Annotated in this window: 12 protein-coding genes; 10 read left to right on the forward strand and 2 right to left on the reverse strand. The window is 37.1% G+C overall.

All coding sequences use genetic code 11. The annotated features are described in order from the left end of the window. Positions 1 to 9: 9 nt before the first annotated feature. A complete protein-coding gene (locus AC1M9N_RS09325; RefSeq protein WP_481954637.1) occupies positions 10 to 627 on the reverse strand; it encodes a lysophospholipid acyltransferase family protein in 618 nt (205 codons plus the stop codon). A gap of 137 nt (positions 628 to 764) precedes the next feature. On the opposite strand from AC1M9N_RS09325, the gene AC1M9N_RS09330 reads away from it, so the two are divergent. From AC1M9N_RS09330 to AC1M9N_RS09375, 10 genes are all read left to right on the forward strand, one after another. Continuing rightward, entirely contained in the window at positions 765 to 2,051 is a 1,287-nt protein-coding gene (locus tag AC1M9N_RS09330; protein WP_481954638.1) for an MFS transporter, read from the forward strand. A 110-nt stretch (positions 2,052 to 2,161) separates the two neighbouring features. After that, the gene (locus tag AC1M9N_RS09335; RefSeq protein ID WP_481954648.1) at positions 2,162 to 2,881 is read left to right on the forward strand and encodes an HAD family hydrolase; all 720 of its coding nucleotides are present in this window, start codon (positions 2,162 to 2,164) and stop codon (positions 2,879 to 2,881) included. Between the two features lie 140 nt (positions 2,882 to 3,021). Beyond that, the gene (locus AC1M9N_RS09340) at positions 3,022 to 3,930 is read left to right on the forward strand and encodes an AEC family transporter (protein WP_481954639.1); all 909 of its coding nucleotides are present in this window, start codon (positions 3,022 to 3,024) and stop codon (positions 3,928 to 3,930) included. Positions 3,931 to 4,055: 125 nt separating this feature from the next. Continuing rightward, the gene (locus AC1M9N_RS09345) at positions 4,056 to 4,568 is read left to right on the forward strand and encodes a hypothetical protein (RefSeq protein ID WP_481596293.1); all 513 of its coding nucleotides are present in this window, start codon (positions 4,056 to 4,058) and stop codon (positions 4,566 to 4,568) included. 112 nt (positions 4,569 to 4,680) lie between these two features. Further along, a complete protein-coding gene (locus AC1M9N_RS09350) occupies positions 4,681 to 4,899 on the forward strand; it encodes a hypothetical protein (protein WP_481954640.1) in 219 nt (72 codons plus the stop codon). A gap of 297 nt (positions 4,900 to 5,196) precedes the next feature. Then, the gene (locus tag AC1M9N_RS09355; RefSeq protein WP_481591651.1) at positions 5,197 to 5,535 is read left to right on the forward strand and encodes a hypothetical protein; all 339 of its coding nucleotides are present in this window, start codon (positions 5,197 to 5,199) and stop codon (positions 5,533 to 5,535) included. A 94-nt stretch (positions 5,536 to 5,629) separates the two neighbouring features. Continuing rightward, positions 5,630 to 7,417: a cholesterol oxidase substrate-binding domain-containing protein gene (locus AC1M9N_RS09360; protein ID WP_481954641.1), complete on the forward strand. Its 1,788-nt coding sequence runs from the start codon at positions 5,630 to 5,632 to the stop codon at positions 7,415 to 7,417. A gap of 235 nt (positions 7,418 to 7,652) precedes the next feature. After that, a complete protein-coding gene (locus AC1M9N_RS09365) occupies positions 7,653 to 8,921 on the forward strand; it encodes an HlyD family secretion protein (RefSeq protein ID WP_481954642.1) in 1,269 nt (422 codons plus the stop codon). Between the two features lie 11 nt (positions 8,922 to 8,932). Beyond that, entirely contained in the window at positions 8,933 to 11,065 is a 2,133-nt protein-coding gene (locus tag AC1M9N_RS09370) for a peptidase domain-containing ABC transporter (protein ID WP_481954643.1), read from the forward strand. Continuing rightward, complete coding sequence (locus AC1M9N_RS09375; RefSeq protein ID WP_481954644.1) at positions 11,062 to 12,603, forward strand: TolC family protein; 1,542 nt, start codon at positions 11,062 to 11,064, stop codon at positions 12,601 to 12,603. Before AC1M9N_RS09370 ends, AC1M9N_RS09375 begins: the two co-directional genes overlap by 4 nt. A 58-nt stretch (positions 12,604 to 12,661) precedes the next feature. Here the strand turns inward: AC1M9N_RS09375 and AC1M9N_RS09380 are convergent, their stop codons facing one another. Further along, on the reverse strand, positions 12,662 to 13,999 hold the full coding sequence (locus AC1M9N_RS09380) for a CitMHS family transporter (RefSeq protein ID WP_481954645.1): 1,338 nt from the start codon (positions 13,997 to 13,999) through the stop codon (positions 12,662 to 12,664). Between the last annotated feature and the right edge of the window lie 314 nt (positions 14,000 to 14,313).

Here is a 14,313-nt window from a genome sequence, read left to right on the forward strand (position 1 = left end):
CTAGCATTTTTACAAAAGTTCTTTAAAGGGTAATGCTAAACGACTTATATTTTTAGGAGAAATTTTTCCACGATAATATTCTAATATTTTGTGCAGATCAGATTCATAGTCTCCCGTCATTTCGAGGCTTCCTAAACATCGAATGACTTTATGATCATAATCAAATGCAAACATTACCACTGGTATATTTGCACCTAAGGCAATGTGATAAAAACCGCTGCGAATGTTTTTAGCACTTTTTCGTGTACCTTCAGGTGCCATTGCCACCCAAATTTTATCTCGTTCATGAATAGCTTGAACAATTTGTTGAGTCAAGCCTTGGGGGCTATCACGTTTTACCGGAATCACCCCGATCCATTTGAGTAAATGTTTGAGTGGAGATTTGAACAGACTATCTTTTCCAAAGATTGTGACTTCAATGCCAATGCCAAGCATCGCGAGAAAGGCATACAGTCCATCATAATTTGATGTATGCGGGGACACAATTGCGACAGCTTTGGGAAAATTTGGAAATTCTCCTTCAAAAGACCAGCCTTGTCGAAGATAAAGCTGTTTGAACGCTGCTCGACTCAACTTTGAACCGCGTTGAGGAACTTGTGATGGTAATTTTGGAAATCTATTGTTCATTGTGCGTTGTATAATTGCTTTTTAAACTTATTATAAAGACCTTGTGTATGAGATACATTGGCAGAATAAGAATCAAGTGACAAGGACATCTCAATACGGATTGATTAAGAAAACATCAGTTGCAGGATACCTCTTTCATGTCACCAAATACCAAAATGTATGTGCTTTTATTTTCACTCTATTGGGCGCAAGGATTGCCAGTAGGATTTATGACACATGCTTTGCCCGTGATTCTGCGTGCTGAAGGTGTTTCCTTAACGCATATTGGTGGATTTGGATTGCTGATGGCTCCGTGGGCACTCAAAGTTTTATGGGCTCCATTGGTTGATCGCCATCATTTGTTCAATCAAGGGCATTACCGCAGTTGGATTATACCCACTCAGTTACTCACAATGATTACGCTGATAATCTTATCGTTTATCCCCATTCAATCACTGAACCAACCTCAATATCTCTTTGGATTTTTCGTGGCATTATTGATGATGAATAGTATCGGAGCGACTCAAGATATAGCAACTGATGGCTTAGCTGTGAATATTCTAAAAGGCGAACAACAGCATCTAGGCAATATGTTCCAAGTGATTGGTTCAAGATTGGGCTTTATTGTGGGAGGCGGTGCGATATTGTGGGTATTAGATGCATTGACTTGGCAAACCACTTTTTTATGCTTGGCTGTTTTGGTGGCATTTAATACGCTACCCGTATTATTGTATCGTGAGCCTCAACATGCTTCACAAAGTATCAATAATTATCAAGATGATGATTCATCATCTAAAACTCAAAGTTTCGTGAAAGCTTTAAGTCATTACTTAAAATATTTTTTTCAAAAGCGAGAACTCAGACTTTGGTTTTTTGTATTGTGTAGTATTAAAGTGACGGATGGATTGTCTGGACCTATTCTTAAACCATTGTTGGTCGATTTAGGACTATCTAAGACGCAAATTGGTGTCAATGTGACCATGCTTGGAGCATTTGCTGCTTTGAACGGAGCAGGTATTGCAGGTTGGCTACTTAGGTTTTATTCGCGTCAAAGTGCTTTAATTACTTTTTCACTGCTTAAATTATTGAGTCTCATTGGATTTGCATGGTTATCGCATTATGAGGCGCGACCTTCTGAATTGAACGTCGTGTGGATCTATATCATCAATGCTTTAGAAGATATGTTCGCTGCGATGTTATTGGTGATTATTCTAACCTTGGTGATGCAATACAGTCGGAAAGAATTTGCAGGAACAGATTTTACTTTCCAAGTCGCATTGATGGCTTCCATTGCGGGAGCACTGTATACCGTGAGTGGCATATTAGGCGATTGGCTCGGTTATACCTCATATCTCATTTTGATCTGTATATTAGGATTATTTTTGTTCATACCGATTTTAGTATGGAGTCGGTATACAGCTCAAAACAAACATCAATGGAATTAGTCTGTAATCTATCTTTTATTCATTTTCATGCTTAGGATGAAATAAAAATGAATAATCGAGATTGCGGAGAGTTGATAGCATGGGCAAATGAATACACTCCTCTAAGCACTATGAAAATTCAAGCTGTTATTTTTGATTTGGACAATACACTGACACACCGAGATTTAAGTGTTCAAACTTTTAGTCGGGCATTATTTAATACTTATAAACAGCAAATCGATCAATCTGCCTCGTCTGCGCAAGCTGAGATTCTCGAAACGATTCGATATATTGATCATGGTGGCTATCCCATCCGAGAAAGAATGACTGAACCTACCATTGGTGGTTCAGTTGCTCATGCATTACTCAAGCAGTTGAAATGGAAAAAAGCACCAGAATTAGATGAATTAAGTGACTATTGGTTTAATCAATTTGGACTAAACGCAGTCATGATGCCAAATGCTATTCAGACGCTTGATCAGCTTAGAAGCGAAGGATTTAAGTTGGCAATCATTTCGAATGGAGGACATTTCACTCGACACAAAATTATCGAAGGTCTAGGAATCGCGCATTATTTTGATGTGATCATGAGTTCTGAGAAGGCAGGTGTGTCAAAGCCTCAAGCAGAAATATTTCATATGACTTGTCAACAATTAGGAATTGCACCTGACCATTGTCTTTATGTTGGTGATCATCCAGTGAATGATTATTGGGGTGCTACTCAGGCTGGATTAGATGGACTATATTTGGCGGGGTTTCACCAATCCTTAGCTGAACATCAACCGCCGTTAAATAAAACAATTCAGAATTTGCCTGAAATTTTAGCGTATATAAAACAAGTCAATGCATGATGTAAATGATGAATTTTTGAGACGATCAGCTTGATGCAGTGTAATATAAAATGATCAGTTCAAAATGCATGCAATAAACCACTGTGGTTGATTGAGCGTATTAGGACTGAGCGATCTGCACTCGATTAGGCTCATCATTTATGTACAGCATTGTTTTATCCTTAGTGCCGCTGATAGGACTCATTTTAATTGGATATTTTCTTAAACAGAAATCATATTTAACTGACGAGTTTTGGGCGGGTGCAGAAAAACTTAACTATTTTGTTTTTTTCCCTGCCATGCTCTTTGGCAATCTGGCTCAAGCTGATATTCATATGGAGATGGTAAGTAAAATTTTAGTCATTTTACTCGTGGTCTTTCCAATTGTTTGTGCAGTTTTATATATTCTAAAAAGAATTTTTCAGACCCCAACACGAAGATTTGGAGTCTATGTTCAAAGCAATGTACGTTTTAATACCTATATTGGTTTAGCAGTAGTTGCTTCGCTTTTTCCAGCAGAAGGCATGACAATTTTTGCATTGCTGTTGGCGATCAGTATTCCTGTTGTGAATATCATCTCGGTATTGGCACTGACCGATCATGAAAATATGAATTTTCGAGCAGTGATTATATCGCTACTCAAAAATCCTTTAATTTTAGGTTGCCTGGTTGGGGTGCTCTACAATGTATCCGGGCTGCCATTATGGAAAGGTGCAGAGTCATTAATTTACCAACTTGCGATATGTAGCTTACCTATGGGACTAATGTGTGTCGGTGCTGCATTGCAATTTGTGGCTCTTAAAAAAGAATCATTACCTCTAATGATCAACACGCTATCGCGTTTATGTTTAATGCCGATTTTGGCTTGGCTGGTCTGTAAAATGCTGGGCTTCAATGCTTTAGAGACGCAAATCTTTATTTTATATTTTGCATTACCAACGGCTTCAGCTGCTTATATTCTGACAAAAGTATTGGGTGGTGACAGTCAATTAATGGCTGGCATAATTAGTCTGCAAATTATCGGTGCTGCAATCACACTACCCATCGTTTTGACTTTAATATTGCATTAAAACTCAGAAGTATAATTCCAAATATTTAGAATCATTTGAAAGTTTATCGATTCAATTTGAATTAGATTATGTATTTGTGTTGAATTATGAGAAAATGCAAGATTAAGTTGAATTGAAGTACTCCCATGACACACCACAATGCTGAATCTTTAAGTGATATCGAAATTTTAGATATTTTGCAGTCAATGAAATCTGACGAACTTAATGTTGAGGCGAATAAACTGATTCGAAGTGGTGGTAAAGAGGGGCGTCAGGAAGCACATAAAAAAGCCTTGGTTGCATTACATCAATCTTTCGAAGAAAAGTTTGTTGAAGCAGTGACACTTGCGCTAGGCTTAAATGAAGCACAAGCAAAAAAAATTAAATATAAAAAAGACAGAATTCGTATTCTTAAAGCGCGTGGTATTGATTATCTTGAGATTGATGGTGCTGAAACAGCACAAGTTTTATCGCAGGTTGCACAGGCGATTACACGTGAAGAAGCAATCGTAACACATGATCTACACAATATTTTTCCATTTTGGAAAGAAGGCTGGCCAATGGTTCAGTTAGATAATGCGTATGCTATTTTAGCTGAAGACATCAACATTCATTATCAAGCAACTTTAGATAAACTTTTAGAAATCTATGGTCGTTAATACCTTATTATTCAAATTAAACAAAAAATTGAAAACTTAGTTCAGTGAATCAACTGACTGAAAACCGATTTAAGTAACAGACTTAAATCGGTTTTTTCTTTTACCATCAACCATGGTGTTGTTCTACTCGGACATTGCACTGGAATGCTTTTTTAATCTGCCCGCTGTATTAGGATTCTTTATCGGAATTGCTGCAGATACTATGACCCCCTATGACAGTTATACAACCATACTTATTGCTTTGTATTCAGTTTTGCTTTGTCTTGGTGCTGACTTTTCAAGTGCTATTGCTCATGTTGATCATGGTGTATTTTGGATTAGTAAATATTAAGACCTTCTAAAATAGACCTTAAAATTTAGTTTTTTATTGCCATGTCTGTAATGCTCCTAAATATTCTATCAATGGTGATGAACGGGCCAATGATGTATCTATCATTTGAAATTGAACAGTTATTTTCGATAAAAATAGTCGACTAGATTATCATAAATAATGTTAAATAAATCACGAAATAATTTAATAACGTTAGTTGTTTGTCATTAATACTACATATTTCATCCTGTATATTAAAAAATGCTTAACAAAAGTTAGGTGTATTTAACATAAATTCTTTATAACGAGGTTTTAATCATGAGCTTAGTTGAATTAAAGCAAGAAGAAATCAATGAAGTATCTGGTGCTGGAACGTTGATTGGTGACTCAATCATCCACGGTGTGAACTTATTCAATCAAACACTTAATTCAAAACTGATTTCATCAGTTGGTGTTGTATTTAGTGCAGTAGGTTTAGGGCTAGTACACCAAGCTGCTGATACTACTGGTTTAGTGGCATCAAAAACATTAATTGGTCTAGGTCGTGCACTTGGTGGCGATGTAGATGAAACTCCAAACCATTACGAAAAAGAAAAGGCAGAAGGTCAATATAAACTTCTTCCGACTTTGAATGGCGTTCGTGCTTGGCTCTCATAAGTTTTAAATAAAGTGTTAAAGGCAGACTGGTCATGAGTACTGGTCTGCTTTCAGTAACATAAATAATAAAGCTAAACTTTTGGTGGCTATAACAATGCAGAATTCTTCAGAACAAATAGATCACGATAAAAGAAACTTTCTAAAAACAATGGGTAGCTTAGCTGCTGTTGGTGCTGTTTCAGCATGGTTCCCAACACAAAAGGCAGAGGCTTGGTTTTTTCCTTTACAAGAAAGATTAGTAAATTTCCCAACTGAAATCTCAATTTTTAAACAGGAATATGAAAATTGGTCTGGGGAATCTCGTTATGAAAATGCATGGACAGCATCACCCAGAAATCAAGAACAAGTTTTAAAAGCGATTAATTGGGCTCACCAAAATGGTTATAAAGTCAGAGCCAAAGGGATGTCTCATAATTGGTCACCTTTATTGTTGGATGATCAAGACACGATTACTAAAATTTTATTGATTGATATGCCAACGCATATCAACAAAGTAAGTATTGATGCAAACGGTATTGTGACTGCCGAAGCAGGCATTCAAATGGAAGCATTGTTAACCGCAATGGAATACCGTAATCGTGGATTTGTGGCAGTACCAGCACCTGGAGATTTAACTTTGGGTGGTGTGTTGGCCATCGATGGTCATGGCACAGGTGTACCTGCCGTAGGGGAAATAAAACAAGAAGGTCAAACTTATGGTTCGATCAGTAATTTAGTGGTATCGATCACTGCTGCTGTTTTCGACCAACGAGAAGGTCGATATGTTGCGAAAACCTTCCTGCGAAATGATCCAGAAATTCGTGCATTTTTAGTTCATATAGGTCGTGCATTTATTTTATCTGCACAATTACAAACGTCAAAAAATCAATATATTCGTTGTGAAAGCTATACCGACATTCATATCAATGAGCTATTTGCTCAAGATAAGCATGCTGGACGTACCTTCTCTCATTTTCTGGATAAGTCTGGTCGTGCAGAAGCAATTTGGTTTCCATTCACCGATTATCCTTGGTTAAAAGTTTGGACTGTTACTCCGTATCGTCCTTTGACTGCTCGACAGACAGTCAAACCATTCAATTATTGGTTCTCAGATAATTTGATCAAACCTATTACTGATTTGATTCATAAAATCATCGTCAATAAAAGTACTTATCTCACGCCAACCTTCGGTTTTACTCAGTATGAAATCTCTAAACTAGGTTTAAATGGTACGCCATTATCTGGAATCACGACGATTTTGACTGGTGGTTTGGCTTCTACTCAAACTTATGATTTATGGGGAACGTCAAAAAACGTTTTACTGTATGTCAAACCAACAACTTTGCGTGTTACTGCAAATGGCTATGCTGTCATTACCAGTCGTGCAAACGTTCAACGGGTTATTGCTGATTTTTGTGATTATTACGGCATTAAGATGAAGCAATATCAAAAATTGGGTCGTTTCCCAATGAATGGACCTGTTGAAATTCGAGTTACGGGCTTGGATCATCCAGAAGATTCAATTGTTCACGGCGCTCAAACAGCAGCATTATCAGCCATTAAACCTTGTCCTGATCATCCTGAATGGGACTGTGCCGTTTGGTTTGATATTTTAACCTTGCCAGGTACGCCATTCTCAGCGCAATTTTACACAGAAGTTGAAGAGTGGATGTCACAACGTTATCAAGGTGATTCATTGATGCGACCAGAATGGTCTAAAGGGTGGGGCTATACCAATCAAAAAGCTTGGGACAGTTCAACTTATATCGATTATGAAATCCCACGCGTCCATGCTCAGGGTCAATCTAATCATTTAACCATTCAGTCGAGTAGTCATATTTTAAAGCAATATGATCCTCATGCTTTGTTCACAGCACCTTTAGTCAATCGAGTTTTGAAATAAAACAAGATGAACGCTTCGTTTTTAATCTATTGAAATCAGTATCCAACTGAGTTTATTCAAAGCAGATTTAGCTGAGCGAAGTGTGGGATAGAACAGGAGACAACACAGATCATGACTATTTTATTGAAAACTTTTGGTTTGTGTTTGTCTCTTTTAAGCACGCTGTTGAAATGCAGTCAACTTGATGAAAATTCAATATAAAAACCCGTACTTGAAAAATTAATTACAAATATATATGACAAATAAGCTGTTTAGAGACAAAGCGATTGATGCACAAAAGTCAAAGTGGATTGGTGAAGTCATTTTGATTCGACCATTTTCATTTACGGTACTCACGATTGTTGTCGCCATTTTTACTGTTTTATTAGTGAGTTTTATTTTTTTTGGAAGCTATACGAAGAGGACGAGTGTTAAAGGATTATTGATTCCTAATACGGGTTTAATCCGAGTTTATAGTGCCGAAGGCGGCACAGTTAGTGAAAAATTCGTCAAAGAAGGTCAGTTAGTGGAGAAAGGGACACCATTAATTGCATTAAAAATGACGCGTTATAATAGTACAGGTAACTATAATGAGTCTGTACAACAACAAATTGAGTTAAAAAAACAAAGTTTAGATACTGAAAAAAATAAACTAAAAGACTTACATTTAAATAGTGTTCAACAATTAAATGCAGAAATTCAATCTATACGTTTAGATTTAATAAAATTAGATGGCTTAATTGCCGAGCAACGCCAACGTCTAGCACTTGCACAAGAAAATGCACATCGTTATCGAGATTTAAAAGATAAAGAATATATTTCGATTGAAGAATATCAACTGAAGCAAGATAACTATATCAGCCTAAAAGTTGCTTTACAGAGCTATGAGCGAGAAAAAAATACTAAACAAGCTGAATTAGAAAATAAATTATTGGCTCAGCAAGGACTAGCATCGAAGTTGGAAAGTGAGCTGACTTTGGTCGATCGTCAATTAGCTTCGAATCAGCAAGAATTTTTAGAAAATAAAGCGCGGGATAGTTTGCTATTACAAGCCAATGCGACAGGAAAAATAGCATCGATTAATGCAGAGGTTGGTCAGTTTATTTCTCCTAATATTCCTGTTATGAATATTGTTCCGACGCCTTCTTATTTAGAAGCACATCTTTTTGTACCCAGTTCAGCAATTGGATTTATAAGGACTGGTCAAACCGTAAAACTTCGTTTTCAAGCCTATCCTTACCAAAAATTTGGTCAAGGTGAAGGTGTGATTCATTCAATCTCAGCGACGACGATGAACCCACAAGAACTGACCAATTTAGGCGAGTTAAGTCAGGGTGTAACATTTAACCAAAGTGAACCTGTGTATTTAGTCAAAGTCAAATTAGAACAACAGTTTGTAAAAGCCTATGGTGAAAGTAAGCCTCTTAAAGTGGGCATGGCCTTTGATGCAGATATCATGCAAGAAAAAAGAAAACTATATGAATGGGTACTCGAACCGTTATATAGCATCACGGGCAAGATATAAGAAGAAATAACATGCAAATATTAGACAAAATTTCTCTTGGATTTGGACGGAAAATTCCAACCATTTTACAGACGGAAGCGACAGAATGTGGATTAGCCTGTATTGCGATGATTGCGCATTATTATGGCTATGAGTCTGATTTATTAACGTTAAGACGTCGTTTTTCAGTTTCTCAAAAGGGTTCAAATCTCAATCAGCTGATCAAAATTAGTAATCAGTTGAAAATGGTAACACGCCCATTAAAGCTGGATTTAGAAGATTTAGATCAGCTTAAAACCCCATGTATTTTACATTGGGATTTCAACCACTTTGTGGTGTTGCAAGAAGTCAGTGCCAATAAAGTCACGATTTTAGATCCAGCATTTGGTAAATGTGTACTGACACTCAATGAGGTATCTGAACATTTTACGGGTGTTGCATTAGAGCTTTGGCCAGATACTGAATTTGAAAAAAAAGAAGATAAAAATCAGATTCAGCTTAAAGGTCTAATTGGTCATGTTCGTGGTTTATGGAAATCTCTCGGGCAAATTTTAATCTTGGCCTTAGCCTTAGAAGTTTTTTCATTAATTAGCCCATTTTTTATGCAATGGGTGATCGACCATGTGATCGTATCTGCAGATCGGGATCTCTTAACGATACTGGCTATTGGGTTTGGCATGTTGATGTTGCTTCAGCAGTTTATCGGGCTACTTCGTTCTTGGATCATGATGTATATGAGCACACATTTAAGTGTGCAGTGGCAAGCCAACGTCTTTAATCACATGATTAATGTTCCTGTCTCTTATTTTGAAAGACGATCACTCGGTGACATTGTTTCGCGATTTGGATCAATTGGGAACATTCAAACCACGCTCACCACAACGTTCTTAGCTGCGATTCTTGATGGATTAATGACAGTATTTACGTTGATTTTAATGTTTGTATACAGTCCGAAGTTAGCTTGGATTGCAATTTTTACCATGGTCTTATATGCCTTAATCCGATGGATTTGGTATGCACCTTTGAAGCGAGCGACTGAAGCGCAAATTATTCATGCAGCGAAGCAAAGCAGCCATTTTATGGAAACCGTGCGTGGGGCAAAAACCATAAAACTGTTCCAGCGACAAGATGTTCGCCGTTCGACTTGGTTAAATCTTATGGTCAATCAAGTGAATGCCGGATTAACCACCCAAAAGCTGGGGTTGGGATTCTCATTGGCGAATGGAGTCTTATTTGGGATTCAGAACATTCTAATTATTTGGTTAGGTGCCACATTGGTATTGGAGGGTAATTTTACAGTTGGTGTGCTGATGGCATTTATGGCGTATAAAGGCCAATTTGATAGTCGGGTTGCAGGACTAATCGATAAGTTTATCGAAGTTAAAATGCTTCAAATTGATGTAGAGCGTTTATCCGATATTGTGTTAACAGAACAAGAAAAATTATACGGTGATGCTGAAATCACAAATCTAGATCAGGTTGAGAATGCAATTGAAGTCGAAAATCTGCACTTTAAATATTCAGAAAATGACCCTTATGTACTCAAGGGCATTAGTTTTAAGATTCCCCAAAATCAATCTGTCGCCATTGTCGGGGCAACAGGTTGCGGTAAGACCACACTGCTACATGTTCTGTTAGGCGTATTTAAACAGAATGAAGGTGAAGTCAAAATTATGGGGCGTGACTTTGAACAATTAGGATTAAACGCTGTGCGAGATCAAGTCGCGACAGTGTTACAAGATGACATTCTATTTGCTGGTTCAATCGCAGAAAACATTTGCTTTTTTGATTCAAATCCAGACATGCAATGGGTACAAGAATGTGCAGCCTATGCCGCAATTCATGATGACATTAGCCGTATGCCAATGGGATATCAAACCTTAGTAGGTGATATTGGTAATATGTTGTCAGGAGGACAAAAACAAAGAATTTTATTGGCTCGTGCTATCTATAAAAAACCAAAGATTTTATTTATGGATGAGGCGACCAGTAGTTTAGACGTATTAAAAGAACAAGAGGTCAATGCAAATCTCAAGCATTTAAATATTACCAAATTGATTATTGCACACCGTCCAGAAACGATTTCATCTGCTGAGCGGATTATCGCTTTACAAGATGGCGTGATTGTCCGTGATATGTTGACCAAGGATTTGCAATCTAAATGAAAATTACATACATCGCTTTCATTGTTGTTGTCGGGTCACTATTCGGACATAGTTCGTTGGCTTATGCAGAGAGTTGGTTGTCAAAACTGACTCCAAATCTAAAAAAACAGCGCGAGACATTATGGTTTGATGAGCTCACGGTTCAGCGTAAAGCCCGTGAGAATGAGACAAAACGTAAGGAAATAGAACAACAACTCAATCAAAATGTGTCACTTGATCTTCAAAATCAGAAAATGTTAAGTCAACTTCAATATTGTTTATCTCAAAATAATCTCAAGAATGAACAGCCAATAGAACTGATTGATGCCATTGAACGTGCAGTTTGTCGTAATCCTGAGACAAAAAGTGCTTGGGTACAAACGCGTATTCAAGCTGCTCAGCTTAAAATCTCTAAAGCAAATTATTATCCTCAAGTGAATAGCACCTTGAATTACGATTGGTCACGTGATGATAATCAAGTAAAAGATCGTCCTGTTTTGAGTTATGACACTGACTTACGCCGTTACGGACTTGGAATAAGAGCCAATTGGCTAATTTATGATTTTGGTAGTCGATTTTATCAAGCAGAAGAAGCCGAAAAATTATTAGCGATGTCTTTGACACAGCATGATGTTGCTTTGCAAAATATGATCATCAAAACGATTTCGACTTATTATCAAATTATTCAGGCTGAGTTAAAGTTAAATAATATTAATGAGTTGGTTGTACTTGCAGAAAAAAACTATGAAATTGCAAATGCTCGATATCGTGCGGGTGTTGGTATCAAATCAGATGCATTACAAATGTCCGCAAATTTGGCGAAAGCAAAGTCAGATCAAACTAAATTTTTAGGTGATTTAAAAATAGCAAAAGGACTTTTAGCATCATTAATGGGTGAGCCTGCATACCAAAATTTCCAAATTAATAATCAGTTAAAAATTCCAAAAGAGCTAAATCTTAAACCGATTGAAATGCTCATTCAGGATGCTGAAAAAATGCATCCAAAGTTTAAAGCTGCACAGTATGATTCACTCGCAGCTGAAAATAAAATTAAGGCAATACAGCGGTCTAGATATCCATCTGTAAGTTTTAACGGCATTTATGATCAGCAAAAACAAACGAGTGACAGTTATGGAAGTGATCGCCAATCTCTACAAGCAGGTGTGCAAGTCAATTTCCCATTGTTTGATGGTTATAATCGAAAAAATCAAATTGTCGTTGCTCAAGAAAACTTAAAATTAAAGCAATTAGAGCAAGAAAGATTGAAGCTTGAAATTAATGCTGAAATCTGGAAAAGCTATAATGAGCTAAATGCAATCCATGACAATATTAAGGCGCTAACGATATTGAATCAAAGTGCTTCAGAAGCCTATGAAGTCGCCCAAGGACGTTATAAAGCGGGTGTAGGAAATTTACTCGAAGTGCTTAATGCTCAGAATGTGTTGAGTGAAGCAAAAATGAATTATTCCACCTTGTTGACAGAGTTTTTAGTGGTGAGGTATCAACTTCTATCTAACATGGGGAACTTGAATATTTGGAATGAGACTCAAGCTCAATAAGTCTTTATAAATAAGAGATTGGAGTGATTAAAAAATCACTCCGAAACTCGAGATACGATTAAATAGCAGAATAGAATGGGAACATCCCAAATATTAATCCACTTGCAAGCATCACTACGCACGTAATAATCGCCCATTTAATGGTAAATTTTTGGTGTTGACCAAACTCAATCCCAGCAAGCCCGCAGAGTAAAAAGGTAGATGGAACTAAGGGTGAGAGCAGATGAACGGGTTGACCAACAATCGATGCACGAGCCATTTCCACAGGAGAGATGCCATAATGTGCTGCAGCTTCAGATAAGATGGGCAGAACACCATAGTAAAAAGCATCATTTGACATAAAGAACGTTAAAGGCATGCTTAAAACGGCTGTGATTGGTGCCAAATATGGACCCATGCTATCTGGAATAATCGCAACTAACTCTTTGGACATGGCATCGACCATACCCGTGCCAGTGAGTAAACCTGTAAAAATACCAGCGGCAAAAATAATACCAACGACATTTAAAGCACTACCAGCATGATGAGCGACTAGGCTTTTTTGCATATCAATATCACGATAGTTCACGACTAGTGCAATACACAATGCAATCATAAATAAAATAGGCATAGGCAAAATACCCATGACTAGGCTGACCATCAGTGCGAGAGTCAATAATCCATTAAACCATCTCAAATGCGCTCGATTTGCCTCTGGGTTTGATGAAATTTGAATATTGTCGCCATGGCTAATATCCAATTCCATGATGCCTAATCTTTTACGCTCCATTCGGCCATACATGGTTCCTAAAAAGTACAACCAAGCAATGGCGAACAGCATCGGTAAAATCATCGGAACAAACACATCGCTAGGATCTACATGGAGTGCACTTGCCGCACGTGCAGTAGGTCCACCCCATGGCGTTAAATTCATGATTCCACTGGCTAACATCATGAGACAGGCCATAATTAAAGGGCTCATGCCTAATCGCTTGTAAAGCGGTAACATGGCAGCAACACAGATCATATAAGTGGTAGAGCCATCACCGTCTAAAGACACGATCAATGTTAAGGTAATCGTACCTAATACTACTTTGAGGGGATCACCTTTTACCAATCTGAGAATAAATTTCACTGATGGATCGAATAAACCTGTATCAATCATGATGGCAAAATACAAGATAGCAAATAGCAGCATGACGCCGGTAGGTGCTAACTTTTTAACACCATCTAACATCATTTCACCAAGTTCATTAAGTTGAATATGGTTCAAACTATCCACAAAAAAACCTAATCCATATGCAATTAGCGCAAAAAGAACGGGAATAAGCGTGAGTGCGACGAGGGGAGTCATACGTCTAGACATAATGAGGTACATAAAGCACAAAATCATGCCCAAACCAAGCAAGGTCAACATGGATCTATCCTTAGATTAGCGTTTTAATCAATATTGTTTCTATTACAGTATTTGTTATCTTCGAAAACGCCGACCATCTTAGAGAAATTTACGATTAAACTAAATATTGTTTAGAAAATATTAAAATAACCATAATTTTTATAAAAAATAGTAGTTAAAATTCATAAGTTTAAAATTTATATTTTGTGATTGGAGACATTAAACATGATTTTTAAGTGTGATATTTGTAATAAAAATTGAGTATAAATTCTAATTTTAATAATTTTTGAAGGCGAAAAATCTCAAGTTTAATTAGATAAACTGAATAAAAAAAT

It is taken from the genome of Acinetobacter sp. ANC_7655 (genome assembly GCF_056784015.1).

Coding starts and splice junctions, on each gene's coding strand:
- AC1M9N_RS09325 (WP_481954637.1), bottom strand. CDS start 627: ATGAACAATAGATTTCCAAAATTACCATCACAAGTTCCTCAACGCGGT.
- AC1M9N_RS09330 (WP_481954638.1), top strand. CDS start 765: ATGTCACCAAATACCAAAATGTATGTGCTTTTATTTTCACTCTATTGG.
- AC1M9N_RS09335 (WP_481954648.1), top strand. CDS start 2,162: ATGAAAATTCAAGCTGTTATTTTTGATTTGGACAATACACTGACACAC.
- AC1M9N_RS09340 (WP_481954639.1), top strand. CDS start 3,022: ATGTACAGCATTGTTTTATCCTTAGTGCCGCTGATAGGACTCATTTTA.
- AC1M9N_RS09345 (WP_481596293.1), top strand. CDS start 4,056: ATGACACACCACAATGCTGAATCTTTAAGTGATATCGAAATTTTAGAT.
- AC1M9N_RS09350 (WP_481954640.1), top strand. CDS start 4,681: ATGGTGTTGTTCTACTCGGACATTGCACTGGAATGCTTTTTTAATCTG.
- AC1M9N_RS09355 (WP_481591651.1), top strand. CDS start 5,197: ATGAGCTTAGTTGAATTAAAGCAAGAAGAAATCAATGAAGTATCTGGT.
- AC1M9N_RS09360 (WP_481954641.1), top strand. CDS start 5,630: ATGCAGAATTCTTCAGAACAAATAGATCACGATAAAAGAAACTTTCTA.
- AC1M9N_RS09365 (WP_481954642.1), top strand. CDS start 7,653: ATGACAAATAAGCTGTTTAGAGACAAAGCGATTGATGCACAAAAGTCA.
- AC1M9N_RS09370 (WP_481954643.1), top strand. CDS start 8,933: ATGCAAATATTAGACAAAATTTCTCTTGGATTTGGACGGAAAATTCCA.
- AC1M9N_RS09375 (WP_481954644.1), top strand. CDS start 11,062: ATGAAAATTACATACATCGCTTTCATTGTTGTTGTCGGGTCACTATTC.
- AC1M9N_RS09380 (WP_481954645.1), bottom strand. CDS start 13,999: ATGTTGACCTTGCTTGGTTTGGGCATGATTTTGTGCTTTATGTACCTC.